The sequence below is a fragment of the Candidatus Spongiihabitans sp. genome (genome assembly GCF_965247905.1).
In the GTDB taxonomy this organism is placed as follows: Bacteria; Pseudomonadota; Gammaproteobacteria; order Arenicellales; family Poriferihabitantaceae; genus Spongiihabitans.
Genome location: NZ_OZ252047.1, coordinates 1596306 through 1613624, shown reverse-complemented (window position 1 = coordinate 1613624; position 17319 = coordinate 1596306). Strand labels below are relative to the sequence as shown.

Annotated in this window: 18 protein-coding genes; 3 read left to right on the top strand and 15 right to left on the bottom strand. The window is 49.6% G+C overall.

Features of this window, described 5'->3' with window-relative positions:
- Position 1 precedes the first annotated feature (1 nt).
- From ACP158_RS08310 to trmD, 3 genes are all read right to left on the bottom strand, one after another.
- Positions 2 to 2014 (bottom strand): tetratricopeptide repeat protein, encoded by a 2013-nt coding sequence (locus tag ACP158_RS08310; RefSeq protein WP_424945694.1) that lies wholly within the window; start codon positions 2012 to 2014, stop codon positions 2 to 4.
- 174 nt (positions 2015 to 2188) lie between these two features.
- Entirely contained in the window at positions 2189 to 2539 is a 351-nt protein-coding gene (rplS, locus tag ACP158_RS08305) for a 50S ribosomal protein L19 (RefSeq protein WP_424945693.1), read from the bottom strand.
- A complete protein-coding gene (trmD, locus tag ACP158_RS08300) occupies positions 2536 to 3297 on the bottom strand; it encodes a tRNA (guanosine(37)-N1)-methyltransferase TrmD (protein WP_424945692.1) in 762 nt (253 codons plus the stop codon). The genes rplS and trmD overlap by 4 nt, the downstream gene beginning before the upstream one ends.
- A gap of 6 nt (positions 3298 to 3303) precedes the next feature.
- On the opposite strand from trmD, the gene ACP158_RS08295 reads away from it, so the two are divergent.
- Positions 3304 to 3591, top strand: a complete 288-nt coding sequence (locus tag ACP158_RS08295; protein WP_424945691.1) for a hypothetical protein — start codon at positions 3304 to 3306, stop codon at positions 3589 to 3591.
- A gap of 25 nt (positions 3592 to 3616) precedes the next feature.
- On the opposite strand, the gene ACP158_RS08290 is transcribed toward ACP158_RS08295, so the two are convergent.
- The 3 genes from ACP158_RS08290 to rpsP all read right to left on the bottom strand — a co-directional run bounded on the left by ACP158_RS08290 (position 3617) and on the right by rpsP (position 5035).
- Positions 3617 to 3970: a hypothetical protein gene (locus ACP158_RS08290; RefSeq protein WP_424945690.1), complete on the bottom strand. Its 354-nt coding sequence runs from the start codon at positions 3968 to 3970 to the stop codon at positions 3617 to 3619.
- 111 nt (positions 3971 to 4081) lie between these two features.
- Positions 4082 to 4708 (bottom strand): ribosome maturation factor RimM, encoded by a 627-nt coding sequence (gene rimM, locus ACP158_RS08285; protein ID WP_424945689.1) that lies wholly within the window; start codon positions 4706 to 4708, stop codon positions 4082 to 4084.
- A gap of 51 nt (positions 4709 to 4759) precedes the next feature.
- Complete coding sequence (gene rpsP / locus ACP158_RS08280) at positions 4760 to 5035, bottom strand: 30S ribosomal protein S16 (protein WP_424948430.1); 276 nt, start codon at positions 5033 to 5035, stop codon at positions 4760 to 4762.
- Positions 5036 to 5268: 233 nt separating this feature from the next.
- Here rpsP and xseA point away from each other — a divergent pair, with 233 nt between their 5' ends.
- The gene (gene xseA / locus ACP158_RS08275; RefSeq protein ID WP_424945688.1) at positions 5269 to 6612 is read left to right on the top strand and encodes an exodeoxyribonuclease VII large subunit; all 1344 of its coding nucleotides are present in this window, start codon (positions 5269 to 5271) and stop codon (positions 6610 to 6612) included.
- Between the two features lie 108 nt (positions 6613 to 6720).
- Here xseA and der read toward each other — a convergent pair whose 3' ends face one another.
- The 9 genes from der to ACP158_RS08230 all read right to left on the bottom strand — a co-directional run bounded on the left by der (position 6721) and on the right by ACP158_RS08230 (position 16392).
- Positions 6721 to 8127: a ribosome biogenesis GTPase Der gene (der, locus tag ACP158_RS08270; protein WP_424945687.1), complete on the bottom strand. Its 1407-nt coding sequence runs from the start codon at positions 8125 to 8127 to the stop codon at positions 6721 to 6723.
- A gap of 82 nt (positions 8128 to 8209) precedes the next feature.
- Positions 8210 to 9388 carry an outer membrane protein assembly factor BamB gene (gene bamB / locus ACP158_RS08265; protein WP_424945686.1) on the bottom strand — a complete coding sequence of 393 codons (1179 nt, stop codon included), beginning with the start codon at positions 9386 to 9388 and terminating at the stop codon, positions 8210 to 8212.
- Between the two features lie 10 nt (positions 9389 to 9398).
- Positions 9399 to 10103, bottom strand: a complete 705-nt coding sequence (locus ACP158_RS08260; protein ID WP_424945685.1) for a YfgM family protein — start codon at positions 10101 to 10103, stop codon at positions 9399 to 9401.
- Between the two features lie 30 nt (positions 10104 to 10133).
- Positions 10134 to 11411, bottom strand: coding sequence for a histidine--tRNA ligase (hisS, locus tag ACP158_RS08255; RefSeq protein WP_424945684.1), 1278 nt, complete (start codon positions 11409 to 11411; stop codon positions 10134 to 10136).
- Positions 11412 to 11451: 40 nt separating this feature from the next.
- Positions 11452 to 12615: a RodZ domain-containing protein gene (locus ACP158_RS08250; protein WP_424945683.1), complete on the bottom strand. Its 1164-nt coding sequence runs from the start codon at positions 12613 to 12615 to the stop codon at positions 11452 to 11454.
- 144 nt (positions 12616 to 12759) lie between these two features.
- Positions 12760 to 13905 carry a 23S rRNA (adenine(2503)-C(2))-methyltransferase RlmN gene (gene rlmN, locus ACP158_RS08245; protein WP_424945682.1) on the bottom strand — a complete coding sequence of 382 codons (1146 nt, stop codon included), beginning with the start codon at positions 13903 to 13905 and terminating at the stop codon, positions 12760 to 12762.
- Positions 13906 to 13915: 10 nt separating this feature from the next.
- Positions 13916 to 14347, bottom strand: coding sequence for a nucleoside-diphosphate kinase (ndk, locus tag ACP158_RS08240; protein WP_424945681.1), 432 nt, complete (start codon positions 14345 to 14347; stop codon positions 13916 to 13918).
- A 42-nt stretch (positions 14348 to 14389) separates the two neighbouring features.
- Positions 14390 to 15817, bottom strand: a complete 1428-nt coding sequence (gene mtaB / locus ACP158_RS08235) for a tRNA (N(6)-L-threonylcarbamoyladenosine(37)-C(2))-methylthiotransferase MtaB (RefSeq protein WP_424945680.1) — start codon at positions 15815 to 15817, stop codon at positions 14390 to 14392.
- Between the two features lie 224 nt (positions 15818 to 16041).
- The gene (locus ACP158_RS08230) at positions 16042 to 16392 is read right to left on the bottom strand and encodes a HesB/IscA family protein (RefSeq protein ID WP_424945679.1); all 351 of its coding nucleotides are present in this window, start codon (positions 16390 to 16392) and stop codon (positions 16042 to 16044) included.
- Between the two features lie 142 nt (positions 16393 to 16534).
- Between ACP158_RS08230 and ACP158_RS08225 the strand changes: the two genes are divergently transcribed.
- Positions 16535 to 17230, top strand: coding sequence for an HAD-IA family hydrolase (locus ACP158_RS08225; RefSeq protein WP_424945678.1), 696 nt, complete (start codon positions 16535 to 16537; stop codon positions 17228 to 17230).
- Positions 17231 to 17319: the final 89 nt, after the last annotated feature.

The following is a 17319-nucleotide window of genomic DNA, read 5'->3' as shown; positions in this document are numbered from 1 at the left end:
GTTATTGAAATGACTCAACAGAATTCAAACTTGATTCATGTAGCCATAGTTCCTGGAGTTTTTGTTTCAGTTGTGTTTTTCTGCTGTCGGTGACGGCGCGCGCCAACAGGTCTTTGAACAGCGCGCGTGAATCTGAAATCAAGTTAGCGGAAAGAAGAGATTGCGCGGCTTGATACCGCGCCGCCTCGCCCCACTGGTCAAATCCATTTTTCTTCTGCAACGCCGAGAACAAAAAATAATTCGCGGCTTTAGTATATTGACGCGTTGCCTGGTAAGACTCTGCAATCCAATAGGCAATTTCACGCCGATGTCTATCTGAAGGCGAACGAGTATTCACTGCATGCAGTAGTTTCAAAGCCAACTCATGTTGATTAGCGGTTTGCAAGTCAAAAATCGGCTGCAGCACCCGGTCGGTTTGCTCAGGCTCAAGCCTCCCGGATGCATCATCCGACTCTTCAATCCACAGCATTAAATCCTTCGCGCCTTGGTCATAGTCTCCTGCGATAATCGAAATGCGCGCAGTATGCAGCAACCAATCGGTGCGCTCCATTCCTTGAGGAATTTCCGTCACCGCCTGGTTCGCTTCCGCGGCCAACCGAAAATTGCCCATCGCCAGCGCCGCATTCGATAATTCGAGACCAACGTCTCCGCTCAGCGCTAACTTCCCGAAAGGTTTGTGCGCGCCGTAAAGCTGAGGAATAATATCAATGCGCTCAGATTGAATCAAAGCGGTCACGAACAGGTTGTTGAGTTGCCGCCGAATAAACTGATCTTTTGGGTTTTGCAATAAATAGCCGTATAGGGGTTTTTTCCTTGCAACCTGTTTGGCAGGCAGTTGCATAATGTAGTCCAGCCATCCCAAATTGTCGCCACTGAGAAATCTCGCATGGGGCAGTTCCGCTTGGGCTGCTTCAGCCAGCGCCGCCGCCTTGTACGCCGCCAGCAAATCAGACGCGGTGTATTGCGGATATACATTGTCCGCATCGGCAACGGCGTTATCGCCATGGACGGCGTGGTCGATACTCGTTCCATACGGTATCGACACTTCCGCCTTCCCTGGCGGTCGTATGCCGCGGGCGCAGGACGCGCAGGAGCGGCCGCCAATCTCAATCAAGTATTGCTCGAGTTCGTCAACCGCGGGCGGCAACTCGTCGCTGAAATGCTTGGCATAAATAATCACCGCTAAAATTTGGTGCGCCTTAAGCGCGCTTCGCCCAGACGAAAACTTGCGCAAAAACCTGAGTTCGGCAAACAGCCGTTGCGCCTCGCTAATCGCCCGAGCTGGGTCTATGGATTGATTTTTCAAGCGCGAGAATATACGCAATAATCGGGCTGCAGGGAGCGTGATTGTCGACAACAAGTTGGCCGCGGCACCAGGGTAATTGTGCTTGAGATAAATCTTCGCGCTGAGCAACAACCAATCTTCTTGCGCGGAATCAAAATCGGACTGGTAATTTTTCATCGCCACGCCGGCCTCGGTCAACAAGTCGTCCGCCAGGTAGCTTTCAATGATTAATTTTCGAAATCTTCGCCTTTCAAGTTCCAATAACCTACCCGATGACAAATGCTTGCGCAGCAAGACACGGGCTTGTTTTCCATCGTTCAGCTTGAGCAACGCATGGATTGCCTGGAGGTCCGCTTCCCGGTGTATTTTTTGCGGAAACGCGGAGGGGATTTGCCGGGCGCGTTGATAAAGACCTTGCCAGTTTTCCCTGATCTGATAAAGTTTCCACAGTTGCCGTTCCCAGTTTAACCATACTTTATTCGGCAAATCCGGCGGACCTTCAGTCTCGAGAATTAATTGCGCCAAATCCAGAACATTGGCTTTTACCAAGGTACGCACGTTAAGCAATTCAGGGGAAAACTCGGTGGAAAAAGAGGGGTCATTATTGTCATACAGCTGCGGGGACGACAATTGGCTATAGGAAGGCAAACCGGCCAGCAACAATGCAGTTGCCACAATAAACTGGCTAACCGGGATTATTGTACCAGACCGGGAATCATGCTTATTCATTACCAAACACATCACGAAAGATATTACGCAACGCTCAATAATTTATTCGGGCAGCGCTAAAATAATCGAGCACACAAAAATGCAACCTTGCCCATGCCCGTTTTTATTTATGACCCGCTTTTATAGATAACAGAAAGAGCCATTGACATCATCCGCCCTTATCACAAGCCGACGCTATTTTCGCACTTTCTCCTTAATGCGCGCCGCTTTTCCGGATCGATTCCGTAGATAATACAATTTTGCGCGTCTCACATCACCTTTTCTGAGCACTTGAATTTCGCCAATAAGCGGGCTGTGCGTCTGAAAAACGCGCTCCACCCCTTCTCCACTGGCTATTTTTCGAACCGTAAATGAAGAGTTCAAGCCCCGGTTCTTCTTGGCGATCACAACCCCTTCATAAGCCTGCAGACGCTCGCGCGCGCCCTCCTTCACCCGCACCTGGACGCGCACCTGATCGCCAGGACTAAATTCAGGAATATCATGTTTCATCTGCTCCGCTTCGAGTTGGTCAATTATATTAGTCATCTTGTTGCTCCGATTTGAAATTCTTTCAATAATTTAATCTGTTCAGTATCGAACTCACCCTCTTCCAAATTTACCCGTTCCAGTAAATCTGGTCTACGTTCACCGGTTTTAGCAATCGATTGATTCAACCTCCATTGCCTGATTTTTTCGTGATCACCACTTAACAATACCTGGGGCGCCTTCAACCCCTCAAAACACTCGGGCCGGGTGTAATGCGGGCAATCCAGCAGTCCATTCGAAAACGAGTCCTGCCTGGCTGATAAATCATTTCCCAATACGCCGGGTAATAATCTCGCAATCGAGTCGATGACTGTCATCGCCGGAATTTCCCCCCCCGCCAATACATAGTCACCAATCGAAACTTCACGATCCACACGACTTTCAATGACTCTTTCATCGATACCTTCGTATCGTCCGGCGAGCAGCGTTAAACCGGCATAATCGGCCAATTCTTCAACCAATTGTTGATTGAGCAAGTCACCTTGGGGTGACAAATACACTACCGGGCCCGGATTGGAACCTGAGTTGGAAAGCCTAGCATCGTCAATACAACGTGCCAAAGGCTCCGGCTTCATCAACATACCGGGGCCGCCACCATATGGCCGGTCATCGACCGTTCTATGTCGATCCTCGGTATAGTCCCGGGGGTTCCATAACACCAGTTTCAATAAGCCTTTTTCGATCGCCTGTCGGGTAATCCCAAATTCGAGAACCGCATCGAACATAGTCGGAAATATCGATATCACGTTTATTTCCATTGGTTTATGTCCATTATTTTTTTGTTTAAAACTGCCAAAACATATTCAAAATTTCTTCAGGTATTACTTCAGGCATTAGCTGCTTTGCTCCATTTCACTTTTGTATGGCGTGGCTCAGCGTTAAAATTGGCGGCGATGGCGGGAATGGATGGCGCCAAGAAACACCACCAAAAAAAGGAAGGCGAACAATTCCTCTTTTCCCGGAATGACCATGGTTTTTTGTCATGGTTTTTATATCTTATAGTAATTTGCCGTATTCATTTCGGTTTGATTAAAGATGGCAACAGCGCATGAGCATTCGTTTCCAACCCTTGAAAAACTAATTATTTTTCAACAAATAGATGGACGACAGCATTAAACCGAAGATCACCACAAGAGATATGGATATCCAGAATGGATCGTCGAGGGTTTCGGTGACGATAAAGTTTTCGACAACGACGGCGAGCGCCAGAATCACGCCGCTCGCTCCGATGATCATGGCGATGGTTTTGTGCGCCGCCATGAGCATGCGGCTGACCGCAATCAACAACACGGCTTCAACGGAATTGACGACCAGCCACAGGCCTTGATGTACTTCAATCAAGCTGACGCTGGAAACATACAACCCGTGCTGAATGAGAACCAGCGCAATGGCAAGGCCGGCGAGGAGGCATTTTGGGGTGATGGTACTCATTGGAGTCAATCCTTCAAGTAGTTAATAGAGTAAAAGCAGTTTTAAGTTTGTTGCGCACCGATGATAGCACATCGTTCACAAACCACCGGGTATGGCGCCTGGGGCTGACATTCAGTAGTCTTCTTTCCAGTCCACTGTCATGACCCCGCTTTCGAGGTCAATCCGAGTCACCACATCGGGTGTCCACGGCACTAATCTTTGTTCGTCATTATTTTCGGCATTATTTTCTTCTATGGCATCCTGAGACGCTCCGGAACGAACCACCAGAACATCGTTCGCGCCTGTTTCCAGCAGGTGATCGACCTTGCCCAATATCACGCCTTCAAGGTTGACTACACTCAATCCTATCAAATCCAGCCAGTAGTAATCACCTTCTGGAAGCGGTTCCAGTCGAGACCGGTCTATGCCGATATTACTGCCCATCAGCACTGCCGATGCTTCGCGGCTATCATAACCCACCAGTTTAACCACGAGTCCTTTGGCATTTTTTTTAAATGCCGATACTTCGCCCTCTACCCAGAGTCGTTTCTCGTTTAAACAGCCCGTCTTATCCAAACAAACCAGAGTCCAATTGTCATATTGAAAAATTTGACTGGCCGGACGGGTATAAGAAACGATCTTAAGCCAGCCGTTTACACCAAAATGTCCGCAAATTTTACCCAGTATTACGGGATTTGCTGCGGCGTAATTTTCTTTGGCAGGATTTGCCGTCAGGTTGGTGACCGGATCGGAACTCACTGTTGCAGTCTCACCGCTTGACCCCCGATGAACCGCGCTGGCGCAACGCCGTCAGGTCGATGCCTGTGTAGCCTGAGTAGTGGCCGCGGATTTCGCCTGCTTATAAAGCTGTTTAACGCGATCGCTGGGTTCAGCGCCCAATCCAACCCAATGCTCGCATCGCTCGGTGTCCAGGCGAAGTTTTTCTTCGCTGCCACGCGCCGCAGGATTGAAAAATCCTATTCTTTCAATATACCGGCCGCGTGTCGAACGACGTTGATCTGCGACTAAAATCGCATAAAATGGCCGCTGCTTGGAGCCGCCCCGCGATAAACGAATGGTTACCATATTTTGCTTGTTCCCCGCTGGAATTGTTGTCTGAAATAGAGATTTTACCACAAATGCAGATTTATAAAACACGAAATCAATCAAATGAAAATACGCTCTGATTGAAGAACTATCCAGATTAACGCTACAATCGAAATCATGCATCGCCCCATGTCTAACATTGCGTATAACATTGCGCACATCCTTATAAATTCGTTGCCCGGTCATCCCGAGTGGAAGCGCACATTATACCGATGACATCCGCAACCAGCAGGTTTGTTTATACCGTAAAACAGCTTAACAGCGAACTTCGTGATCTACTGGAAACCAGTTATCGTTCAATTTGGGTTGAAGGCGAGATTTCCGGGCTGGCCGCGCCGGCATCCGGGCATCTGTATTTCTCTTTGAAAGACCAAACTTCTCTCATTCGCTGCGTATTTTTTCGCAATCGGCAAAACCGGAATCGCGCCACTCCCATGGCCTCTCCAATGGAGGGGATGGGAGTATTGTTGAACGGTCAAATTTCTTGCTACGAACCGCGCGGCGACCTGCAATTCATTGTCAGTTATATGGAGCAAGCCGGAGAGGGCGCACTGCGCCGCGCATTTGAAATTCTTAAGCAAAAACTTGCTGCAGAGGGATTATTCGAGCCACAACATAAATCGGAAATACCGACTCATCCAGGCGCTATCGGCATCATTACCTCGGACAACGGCGCGGCATTGCACGACATTCTGGTCACCCTTGAACGCAGATTTCCCTTGGCCAATGTGGTTCTCTACCCCGCTCTCGTTCAAGGGGCTAAAGCACCGAAAAGCATAATAGCCGCGATCAACCTGGCGGAAAAACGTAACGAGGTTGATACCCTCATCCTTGCCCGCGGCGGAGGGTCAATGGAAGATCTGCAGGCATTTAATGACGAAGGGGTTGCCCGAAAGGTGTTCGGGTGCGCCATCCCAATCGTCTGCGGCGTCGGACATGAAGTGGATTTTACAATTTGTGATTTTGTCGCAGACCAGCGCGCGCCCACGCCGACGGCGGCGGCGGAATTCGTCACCCCGGACATCCGGCAGATAAAACAGGAATTTCTTTTACGACACAACCGCCTGTGCGAGAACACGCTTAAATATATCCAGGACTTTCAACAATCAGTAGATTATTTCACTTCCGGATTGCTTCACCCAAAACAGAAACTGGCCGGTTATCTGGCCGAACACAAGCATCTATATAAACAACTTACCTTTTATATTCATAGTCATATAGAATTAATCAATAATTTACATGATAAATATTTAAGCTTAATCGCAGCTCACTCCCCCGATTCCATGATTCAATATTTAGGACAGCAACTGCGCGCAAATCGGCATGCGCTGAGTCGTTCTGTTGGTATTCAAATTAGCAACAAGCAACAGGCGTTGCAGCAAAATCATGGAAAAATTACACTCATGAGCCCTGAGCATACTTTGCACCGTGGTTATGCCATTGTGCAAAACCGCAAAAATAAAGTAATCACCGACCCCCGGCACACCAAACTTGGGGAATCACTGCGAATCAAGGTGTCCAAAGGTCAGATCAACGTTTTAGTCGATGAAATTTAAACTGCGAAGAGACCGAAATACGGGTAGTTTTTGCCGTGCCGATGATTGCTAAAACGTAAAAATCGATACGTGTGGTTGAGCATTTGCTTGATCCTTTGCTTGATTTTTTTACAATTTTCGCCGTCGGCCTGAGCGTTGTTTAAACACGGCATGCGCTGGATTGCCTGATTTAAAACTGCTTGATTTAAAACTACGTGACCTAAATGGATTTTCACTGACTCGGGGTATGATTCGCACTGGCGTGCCCACCAAGTGGTAGGCTTTGGCGAAAAATTTGGATAAATACTTCTTATAAGAATCCGGTATGGTGTTCGCCTGGTTGCCATGTATCACGATTACCGGCGGGTTTTTTCCGGCCTGATGGGTGAATTTCAACCGTACCGGTCGCTGGTTGTGCATGGGCGGCGGGGTTTGGGTCAAGGCGTTTTCAAGGGTTCGATTCAAACTGGAAGTGGCTATGCTAATCATCGCCGAATCATAGGCGCGGCGCGCAGCGGGCATAATTTCAATGATGTTCGAACCATGCAGGGCCGATATATAAATCATTTCAGGATAGGGCAGAAAGGCAAGTTTGTTTTTTATCTCTTGCTTGATTTTATTGCGTTGCCGAATACTCAGCCCATCCCATTTGTTCACCACGACCACGATGGAGCGACCAAAATCGCTGACCATCCCGGCCAGGGTCGCGTCCTGGGCGCCGATCTCGGTTGAAGCGTCCACAACCAGCAGCACAACATGGCAAGTTTCAATCGCCTGCAAGGTTTTGATGATGGAGAACTTTTCAATGACTTCATCGACTTTTGATTTTTTTCTGACGCCGGCGGTATCAATCAATACGTATTTGTTCTGGCCAACAACGATGGGAATGTGCACGCTGTCCCTGGTGGTTCCCGGAATATCGCTGACAATGACCCGGTGTTCACCTACAAGTTTATTGGTCAGCGTGGATTTTCCGACGTTAGGCCGGCCGACAATGGCAATCTTCGGCGCGCGCTTATCGTCGTCATCCTCCATCTCGGCATCGTCCTGCATGGCCGTCATCACTTCCGTAATCAGCCGCTCCACGCCATCACCTCGTTTTGCCGATATGGCGATGGGATTCCCCAATGCCAGTTCTTGAAACTCCGCAGTCGCCAAACTCGGCGCAACGCCTTCAGTCTTGTTCACCAGCAGATAAATCTCTGTGCCACTGTGCCGCAACTGCATCGCAATTGCCTTGTCCTGATTGACTATTCCCTCACTGGCATCAACCAGAAACAAAACCACTTCCGCTTCTTCGATGACCTGTTGCACTTGCTGTTTTACCAACGATGTAAAATCCCCTTCAGCCCCCTCTATGCCGCCGGTATCAACCACCAGATAGGGTTTCTTGCCGATACGACCTAAGCCGTATAATCGGTCTCGGGTCACGCCAGGCTGGTCGCCAACCAACGCATCCCTGGAGCGCGTCAACTTGTTGAACAAGGTTGACTTACCGACGTTCGGGCGACCCACCAATGCGAGTACCGGGAGCATAATCTAATGAAACTCAAATGCGCGCGTTGGATGGAACGCAAACTTTTAGCGGCAACTCGTGGCCAGCCCAAACATCACAATGTCAATGCAGCAATGTCAATGCGGCAATGTTGCCTGCGGACGAGAATACCGCCACTTGCGCATCTGCGGTGATGATGCCGACAATCGCGCCGGACACCACTTTTTTGCTTTCCACCCGATCCCCGCTGGCGCTATCCAGGGTGTGAATTCTGCCGCTTGAATCGCCGACGATGACGCGATCATTCAATACCACCGGCCGGCTGATTCCGTGGCCGCGAAATGCCGGCTGTTCCCAAACGATGCTGCCGTCAGTAATATTCAATGCGATCACTGCGCCGAGTTCGTCGGTGACGAAAAGATGTTGTTGCGAAATCGCCATCGGCAACCGCGTGGAAATTTTCGTGCGCCAATTGACCGCGGCGTTTTGCAATTGCAAGGCGACCACGCTGCCTTGATAGGTCGCGGCATAGACCGTTGCGCCTTGGACAATGGGGGCGGCGTCTGAATCGATCAGCCGCTCCAACTCGTCCTGCCCGCGAATCCGCGCAATTTCAGTCTCCCAATAATCACTGCCATTGATCACATTATTGGCAATCAATCTGCCGTTTGCCAAGCCCGCCAACACCGCGTCGCCCGTGATCACCGGCATGGAATCGCCATGCACGCTCAATCCAGGCGTTGTTTTTTTAATCCGCCAGACAATGTCTCCGGTACGCATATCCATGCCTATCATCAGGCCATCCGCGGTGCGAATAAGCACGCGCTCCTTGCCGATAACCGGAACGGCTGAAATTTGATGCTTGAGCGAAGTCTTCCAGGCGACCGAACCATCATTGGCATGCAACGCAGTAACATCGCCATTATCATGGGTCACAACCGCAAAATTGTCATTCACCCCAATCGCGGAAAAAATCGGCGTTTTCAGGTCTCGCGTCCATTGCGCGGCGCCGGTTTGCGAATCAAAACTGAACACTTTGCCGGTGCGGTTGGCGACATAAATATTGCCCTGATAGTAAACCGGCTTCAGCAGGGCGAAACCAACGCTGGCGCCGCCGCCAATATTTTTTTTCCACACGATTTGTAACTCGCGCGCGCCGCTGTCTTTCGGCAACGCTTCAGGCTTGATCGGCTCCTGATAGACCCCCCAAAGGGATTCCTTTTCCTGCTTGCTCTTGCAGCCCGACGCCAGCGCCAAGACCACTGCCAAGGCAACTAACGCCAGGCTCAGATATTTATTCATGGGTATTTATTCATGGGCTTTCTCCGACATTATCCCGCTTTAACTGAATTAGCCCGGCGTGGGAAGAGCCGTCAGGCAACGTTTCCAGGCTTTTTTGGTATTCAAGCCTGGCCCGTTCATTATCTTCGTCCTGGTTTTCCGCGGTTATGTTTTCCGCACCCTGATTTTTTGTGGCTTGGCCTCGTTGCGCATAAGCGTCTGCGGTGAGTTCATGGTATCTCGACTCGAAACCGCCCGTATCCGTTATCGTCAGTATTGCCAACGCTTGGTCCGGGCGCTGTTGCGCCAACGCCACCGCAGCCAATCTTAATCTGGCAATGTGCTGAAACCCTGAATCTTTTGAATGATCCATCACCCAATTAAGTTCGCGCGCCGCCGCCGCGAGGTCATTTTTTTCGACAAATTGTTTTGCCATCGCCAATGCGGCCAAGTCCGCATAGACTGTGGAGGCGTATTTTTCCTTTAACTCATCGGCCACTGAATTCATGTCAATGTCATGGTCAATGTCATTCTGACCGGAACTCAATCGATCGAATAAAAATGAGGCGTTTTCCCCTTCGGTTTGTTGGTAACTTTTCCAGTAATTGAATCCAACTATGCCTCCCAGCCCAATAATAACCCCCGCTACGATGGACTTTCCGTTTTCATTCCAAAACGCCTTGGCTCTGGCGACATCGTCGTCTTCAATAAATCGAGGTAATTTATCTTCTGCCATTACCGCCTCTTATCAATAATATTTTGCGTTTTATCGTATGTTGTCGTTGCACCATGCCACTAAATCATCCACGGGAATTGCTTGCTGGTCAATCTTGGCACGCAAATGCTTGACCTGAACGACGTTTGCCAAGCCATCGACCTGGCACTCGTCCTGGCCCATAATCAAAGCGATGACAGCCCCTGATTGATCGGCGCGTTTTAACTGCGCCTTCAGCTTGCCGCCGCCGCAGTGACTAATCACCCGATAACCGTTATCCCGTAGTTGTTCGGCAATGATCCCGGCGCGGACATTGGCCGATTCGGCGACATCTATCAAGTATATGACGTTTCGTTGATGCCTTTCATTATTTCCCTGATTAGCAACCAACTCAACCAGCCGTTCCATTCCCATCGCGAAACCAATCGCCGGGGTGGGTTTGCCGCCGCGCTGCTCGACCAGAGAATCATATCTGCCGCCGGCGCAAACCGCGTTCTGCGCGCCCAGTTGGTCGGTGCTCCATTCAAAAACCGTGCCGGTATAGTAGTCAAGCCCGCGCACTAATTTTGAATTTATCGTATAACCGATAGCGGAATTTTCCAACGACTCGCATAAGCCGTCAAAATGGTTTTTTTCCGATGGTTCCAGATACTCAAGAATATGAGGGGCATTGACCAAAATTGCCTGGGTTTCAGGCCGTTTACTGTCCAGGATGCGCAACGGATTGTTCTCCAGCCTGCGCACGCTGTCATCGTCTAATTGTCCGAGATGATTTTTTAAAAAGCTTTGCAGCGCAATGCGATAGGCTTGCCGCGACTTATTCGAACCCAGTGTATTGATCTGCAGCGTGATGCCTTTAACCTTCAAGTTTTTCCAGATGCGCTCGCCAACGCGAATAATTTCCACATCAATATCCGGCCCAGCCCAGCCAAAAGCTTCGATGCCAAATTGATGGAATTGCCGATAGCGTCCTTTTTGCGGGCGTTCGCGCCGGAACATCGGTCCCATATACCAAATGCGTCGTTGTTGATTGTGCACGATGCCGTGCTGGATGCATGCGCGCACGGTACTGGCGGTCGCCTCGGGCCGCAACGACAGGCTTTCTTTGCCGGCATCCGCAAAGGTATACATTTCTTTTTCGACGATGTCGGTTTGGTCGCCGATGGATTGCTGGAACAAGGCGGTTTTTTCCAGCATGGGGGTACGAATTTCCTGATACCCATATTGCCATCCGATCTCCCGCAACACAGATTCCACCTGGTGCCAGACATCAATTTCATCAGGCAGCAAATCGTTCATGCCGCGCACCGCCTGAATTCTATCGGTCATTGAAACAGTCCCCGAATGGCACTGAATAAACGCGCGCTGGTCACTCCGCCGAACCCACTGCAAAGCGCGCATAAATACCGTCGTCGGATTTCAACTCAATCGCTTCGCCCAAATATTCGACCTGCACCCCTTCGGTCGCGCCCACAAACACATAAAATGGCGGCTGCCCATGCAACTGTATGGCTTCGCCAATCTCCGCAGTGCGGTAAATCAGCTTTTCGCCGGTAACATCGCGCACGTCCAACCAGGTTTGTTTTTCTACATTCAAGAATATCCAGCGCGGGGAATCCGCCGCCGGAGATTCAGCTTCCTGCGAAGGCTCATCTGCGGGTTCACCTGAGGTTTCACTTGAATTTTCAATAGATTGACTTGGATCTTGAATTGACGGTTGGGCTTCCCCGACTTTTTGTTCCTGCTCTTGCGCTATAAAAACGCCATCAGGTTCAATTTCGGTTTCAACGATTACGCGGTCTTCATTGTTCAACGGCTCCTCTGAATTTTTTGACGCCTCTGCTTGGTCTGCATCAAGTGCATCAGTATCAGGCGCATCAGTATCAGGCGCATCAGTATCAGGCGCATCAGTATCAAATTCGTCGGAAAAATTGGGTTCGGGCAATGCGATGATGGAATATTGATCCGATTCCAAAACTGTTCCAGATGTGATTTCAGCACCCGCAGACTGCCTTTCATCATCACTTCCGTTATTGGCATCATTTCCATTATTGGCATTTATGTCGGACAATGGGCGATTCGATTGACTTTCAATCCATTGATTTATGAGGTTGTCAACCGGATTTTGCCAATACCATATTCCGGCTAAGGAGATTGCCGCCAACAAGCCAAAAAGCAATGCCGTTTTTTTTCTGGATTTTTCATGCTGGCCATGGGTATGCCGATGGTGCGCTTCCAATACAATGACAGAATCAGACCTCTCAATATTATTTTTGTGAAATTCGATTGATTGTGAAGCATCAATTTTGAGCAAGCTCGCGTAGCTCCGCCAGTAGCCGATAATGTAAGTGGCCCCCGGCAACTTATCGTATTCATCATTTTCCAAGGCCTCAACCTGACTGATCGATAACAACAATGCTTCCGCCACATCTTCTTTGGACCATCCATTTTCTCTTCGTTTGCGCTCAAACAATTTTCCGGGCGTGGCAACGGCAGGGGTGGCTGAAGATGAATTTGCGGCTGACTTTGGCATCGTAATTCTTGTTTAAGAAGGCATCATGCTCTATTGAAGACGAAGTGCTATTTTAAACTGGACGTAGGATAAACAGTATCTCATTGCGGGCAATCGAAATTGCCAAGTTAAATGCACGGCGGGTAAATTCACGGCGGGCATGGTTCACGAAAACACCACGGTTTGCTGTTGCATCCGCCTTGAGCGGCTGGTTCGATCGACAAAATCACCTGCCAACTGCCCGCAAGCCGCATCAATATCGTCGCCCCGGGTCGTGCGCGTCACCGTGAAAATATTTTCAGCCAATAACATATCACGAAAACGATCGATGGTTTCTGCTTCCGATCTCTGGAACTGAGTTTGCGGGAACGGATTAAATGGAATCAAGTTCACTTTGGCGGGGACATGCCGGATAATTTTCGCCAGTGCCCTGGCTTGTTCCGCACTATCGTTGACACCCTTTAACATCACGTATTCAAGCGTTACCCGTCGCCGATTATTCTCGCCAACGTATCGCCGGCAACAATCGAGTAGCGGGCCAATCGGATATTTTTTGTTTAGCGGCACGAGTTTATCGCGCAAGGCATCGTCGGGAGCGTGCAACGAAACTGCAAGGCTGACCGGACATTGTTGCCGTAGTTGGTCGATGGCAGGAATCATTCCAGCCGTGCTCAGCGTTACTCTTCTCATTGACAACCCAAACGAATAATCATCCATCATTAATCGCATCGCGGAAACCACATTATCAAAATTGAGCAACGGCTCTCCCATGCCCATCATCACAATATTAGTAACCGGTCGGCGTTGATCCGCAACATCGCGGACAAAACAATTTTCCGGTTTGTTCTCGATTGCCTCCAACACGTTATTTGCGATCCATACCTGAGAAATAATTTCATCCACATCCAGGTTTCTATTAAAGCCCTGTCGCGCAGTAGCACAAAAAGTGCAATTCAAGCCGCACCCAACCTGAGAAGAAACACACAGCGTGCCACGCCCGGATTCCGGAATATACACGCTCTCAATACAGTTGCCGTCCTTGAGCTTGAGCAGCCATTTAAATGTGCCGTCGGTTGAGCGTTGCTGACTAACGATTTCGGGCAAGTCCAGATTGGTATTTTGCTGAAGCGTTTGGCGCAAGCGCTTACTCAGGTCAGTCATATCCGGGAAACGAATCACCTTCTTTTGATAAACCCATTGCAACAACTGCTGCGCGCGGAAACTCTTCTCCCCCATATCGAGGAAATAGTTTTCCATGGCCGATCTATCCAATGACAGCAGATTGACGGAGGCGCCTTGCGTGTTAGACATTGCAAATGGGCTAACGGGTTCGCGGACAAATTTCCGCGTCATCGAAGAAAAAAGCAATCTCGATTGCTGCGGTTTGCGGCGCATCGGAACCATGCACCGCGTTTTGTTCCACTGAACTGGCGAAATCCGCGCGTATTGTGCCCGGTGCCGCGTCCGCTGGATTGGTTGCGCCCATCACTTCACGATTTTTAGCGATAGCATTTTCACCTTGCAAAACCTGCACCACCACCGGACCGGAGGTCATAAAATTGATCAGGTCATTATAAAAGGGACGCTCTCGATGAACAGCATAGAACTGTTGCGCTTGCTCTCGGCTGAGATGCAACATTCGTGATGCCACAATAGTTAAGCCGGCATCTTCAAAACGTTGATAAATGCGACCAATCTTATTATCGGCAACGGCATCCGGTTTTATGATGGAAAAAGTGCGTTCAACCGCCATATTAAAAGCCCCAAAAAGTTAAATGAAAATCTGATTGTATATTCATCCGTGCTCGCGGTCTAATCGACGGCCTAATAATGTGTCGCTGCCCACGCCGGTAATTTCCAAATCCACCCAACGGCATTTTTGATCTTTCTGTCTTTGATTTTCACGGCTCCGATTTTCATGACGCCGATATTCATGGGCGTTGGGCTTGACCGCGTCGGTCTCTTGAAACTTGACCGGAAAGTAATTCGCCGCCCTGCCGACCGACCAACCCGGATCGCTGGTCGCCTTATCATTCGCCGATTCAACCAGCACGGTTTTATGCTGGCCAATCTGACCTTTTGCCACCTTCATCCAAACTTCTTTTCCTGCTTCGCGAGCCGCTTTTGCCCGTTGCTTGCGTGCCAGTGCTGGGACCTGGGAAGGAATTCTTGCGGCCGGGGTTGCCGGCCTTGGGGAATAGCGGAACACATGCGGATAGGCAATTTCGAGTTCATGTATAGCGCGCAAGGTATCCGCGAAGTGCGCCTCGCTTTCGGTCGGAAAACCCACCAAAATATCAGCGCTCAAAACCAAGTCCGGAAGCGCGGCGCGTAATGCGCCAATGCGCTCGTAAATCAGCGCTCGTGTGGCGCGGCGTTTCATTCGTTTCAATATCAAGCTGTTGGCGCTTTGCAGGGATAAATGCAGTTGTGGACAGATGCTGGAATGGTGGCTTAACAAATCAATAAATTCATCCGTGATGTGCGCCGGATCGATGGAACTCAGCCGCAACCGATAATCGCCGTCGATCTCCCCTTTGATTTCCAGCAGTGATCGCAATAACGCCGACAGGTTGACCTGGCCGATTTCGTTATCCTTGAAATCGGCGCCATACGAGCCAATATCGACCCCACAAATCACAATTTCGCCATAGCCGTTCATGATCAGGCGTTGGCACTGTCGCTTGATCATGTCTGGCGAGAACGACCGATTGCGGCCCCTGGCGGTATGAATGATGCAAAATGTGCAGCCCTGATCGCAGCCCTGCTGAATTTGCACAAAGGCCCGGCTATGTCCCTCAAAACCCTGCAGCAACTGATTGGGCAGACTAATCTCCCGGTCAATGTCCTTCAATAATATCGGCGGAAGATTTCCTTGATACAGATCGTCCAGCAACTCGGGAATATCCAACTTTTGACTGTTTCCCACCACCAGATCAACACCTGGAATTTCAGCACAGGTTTGCGCATCCATTTGTGCATAGCATCCGGTCACGACCACCTTGGCATCTGGATTTTGCCGCACCGCGCGCCGCACCAATTGCCGGGCTTGCCGGTCCGCTTCAGCCGTCACCGTGCAGGTATTGATGACATAAAGGTCGGCCCGCTCTCCGGCATGCACTCGACGGTATCGATCGCCCACTATTTTTTCGGCTATCAATTCCGTTTCAAACACATTCACTTTGCAACCAAGCGTTGGAAAGGCAACGCTCTGCATGGGCATTGCCCTGGGTGCCGGTTGTTGTTTCGGCAGGGATACGTTCACGGAAGCCACGGCCATTAGCCTAAAATATTAACTTGAATATCGCTCGAGAATTAACGCCTGATGAGCATGGGGATTGGCCCGGTTTAAGGGTCCAATTATCGTGAACGGTATAGTGAACTGCGCGGTCAATAATTCTGCGGCAATAATTCCGCGGCAATAATTCTGGTTGGTTCAGTGCAAGACTATTTGACCGTAAAGCTCTCGCCACATCCACATTGCTCGGTAACATTAGGATTATTGAAATGAAAGGCCGATGACAATCCATCCTCAACATAATCCAGCTCCATGCCCTGCAGCAATTCAAGATGATCTTGTTGCACCACAATCTTCACGCCATGGCTTTCAAACACCTGGTCGATATCGTTTATTTCGGTCGCATAGTCCAGTTGATAGGCGTACCCTGAGCAACCGGAATTTTTTACGGTCACACGCAAACCGATGCATTGATCACGGGCCTGATCACGAGATTGCCCACGGGTTGCAAGATGAGAACTCACCTGCTGTGCGGCGGCTTGTGTTAATGTAATAGACATGATCTTTAATATGTGCTAACAAAAAATATCATAAACATATTATAAACATATTATAACTATGGGGTCGCCGATTCGGTCATTCGCTTTATCATTCGCGCCTTATCTTGCGCAAAACCAATTATAGCACAGATATAGCACAGAAATGAAAATAAATAGCGCGCAAGCCCCCAATATAGCGCCCGCGCAATTCGCGTTATTTGATATGGACGGCTTGCTGCTGGATACCGAAATAATCTACACTCAGGTGACGCAACGCATTGTCGGCCGATTCGGCAAGACCTTTGATTGGTCACTCAAGGGCAACATGATTGGCTTGCCGGACACGGTTTCTGCAAATTATCTGGTGCGCGCACTGCAACTGCCAATCAGCGTTGAAGATTATTTGCACGAGCGCGATCAATTATTGCGCGCAAAATTTCCGAGTTGCAAGGCCATGCCCGGCGCTGAAAACCTGATACGCCATCTTCATAATCATCATATTCCAATTGCCGTAGCGACCAGTTCCAGCCGCGAATTTTTTGCATTGAAAACTTCCAATCATCAGGATTGGTTCGAACTTTTCAATATTGTCGTCACCGGAGATGATCCTGACGTTAAGCGCGGCAAACCGGCCCCGGATATCTTTAATGTTGCCGCCAAACGCCTCGCTGCCAGTCCACAGAACACTCTGGTATTCGAGGACGCGCCGTCAGGATTGGCGGCTGGCATCGCTGCGGGAATGCGCGTTATTGTGGTGCCTGATCCGAATATGGACAAATCGCGTTATCGCCGCGCCGAGCGCATCCTGAATTCTCTGAAAGAATTTAATCCCGCGGAATTCGGCCTGCCGGATGGTTAGCGGGTGACGAGTGCGCACTGTTGCACTTTGCAGCGATGTAGGGGTCAGAGTAGAAATTATTTGTTAAGCAAATAGATTCATTGCATGAT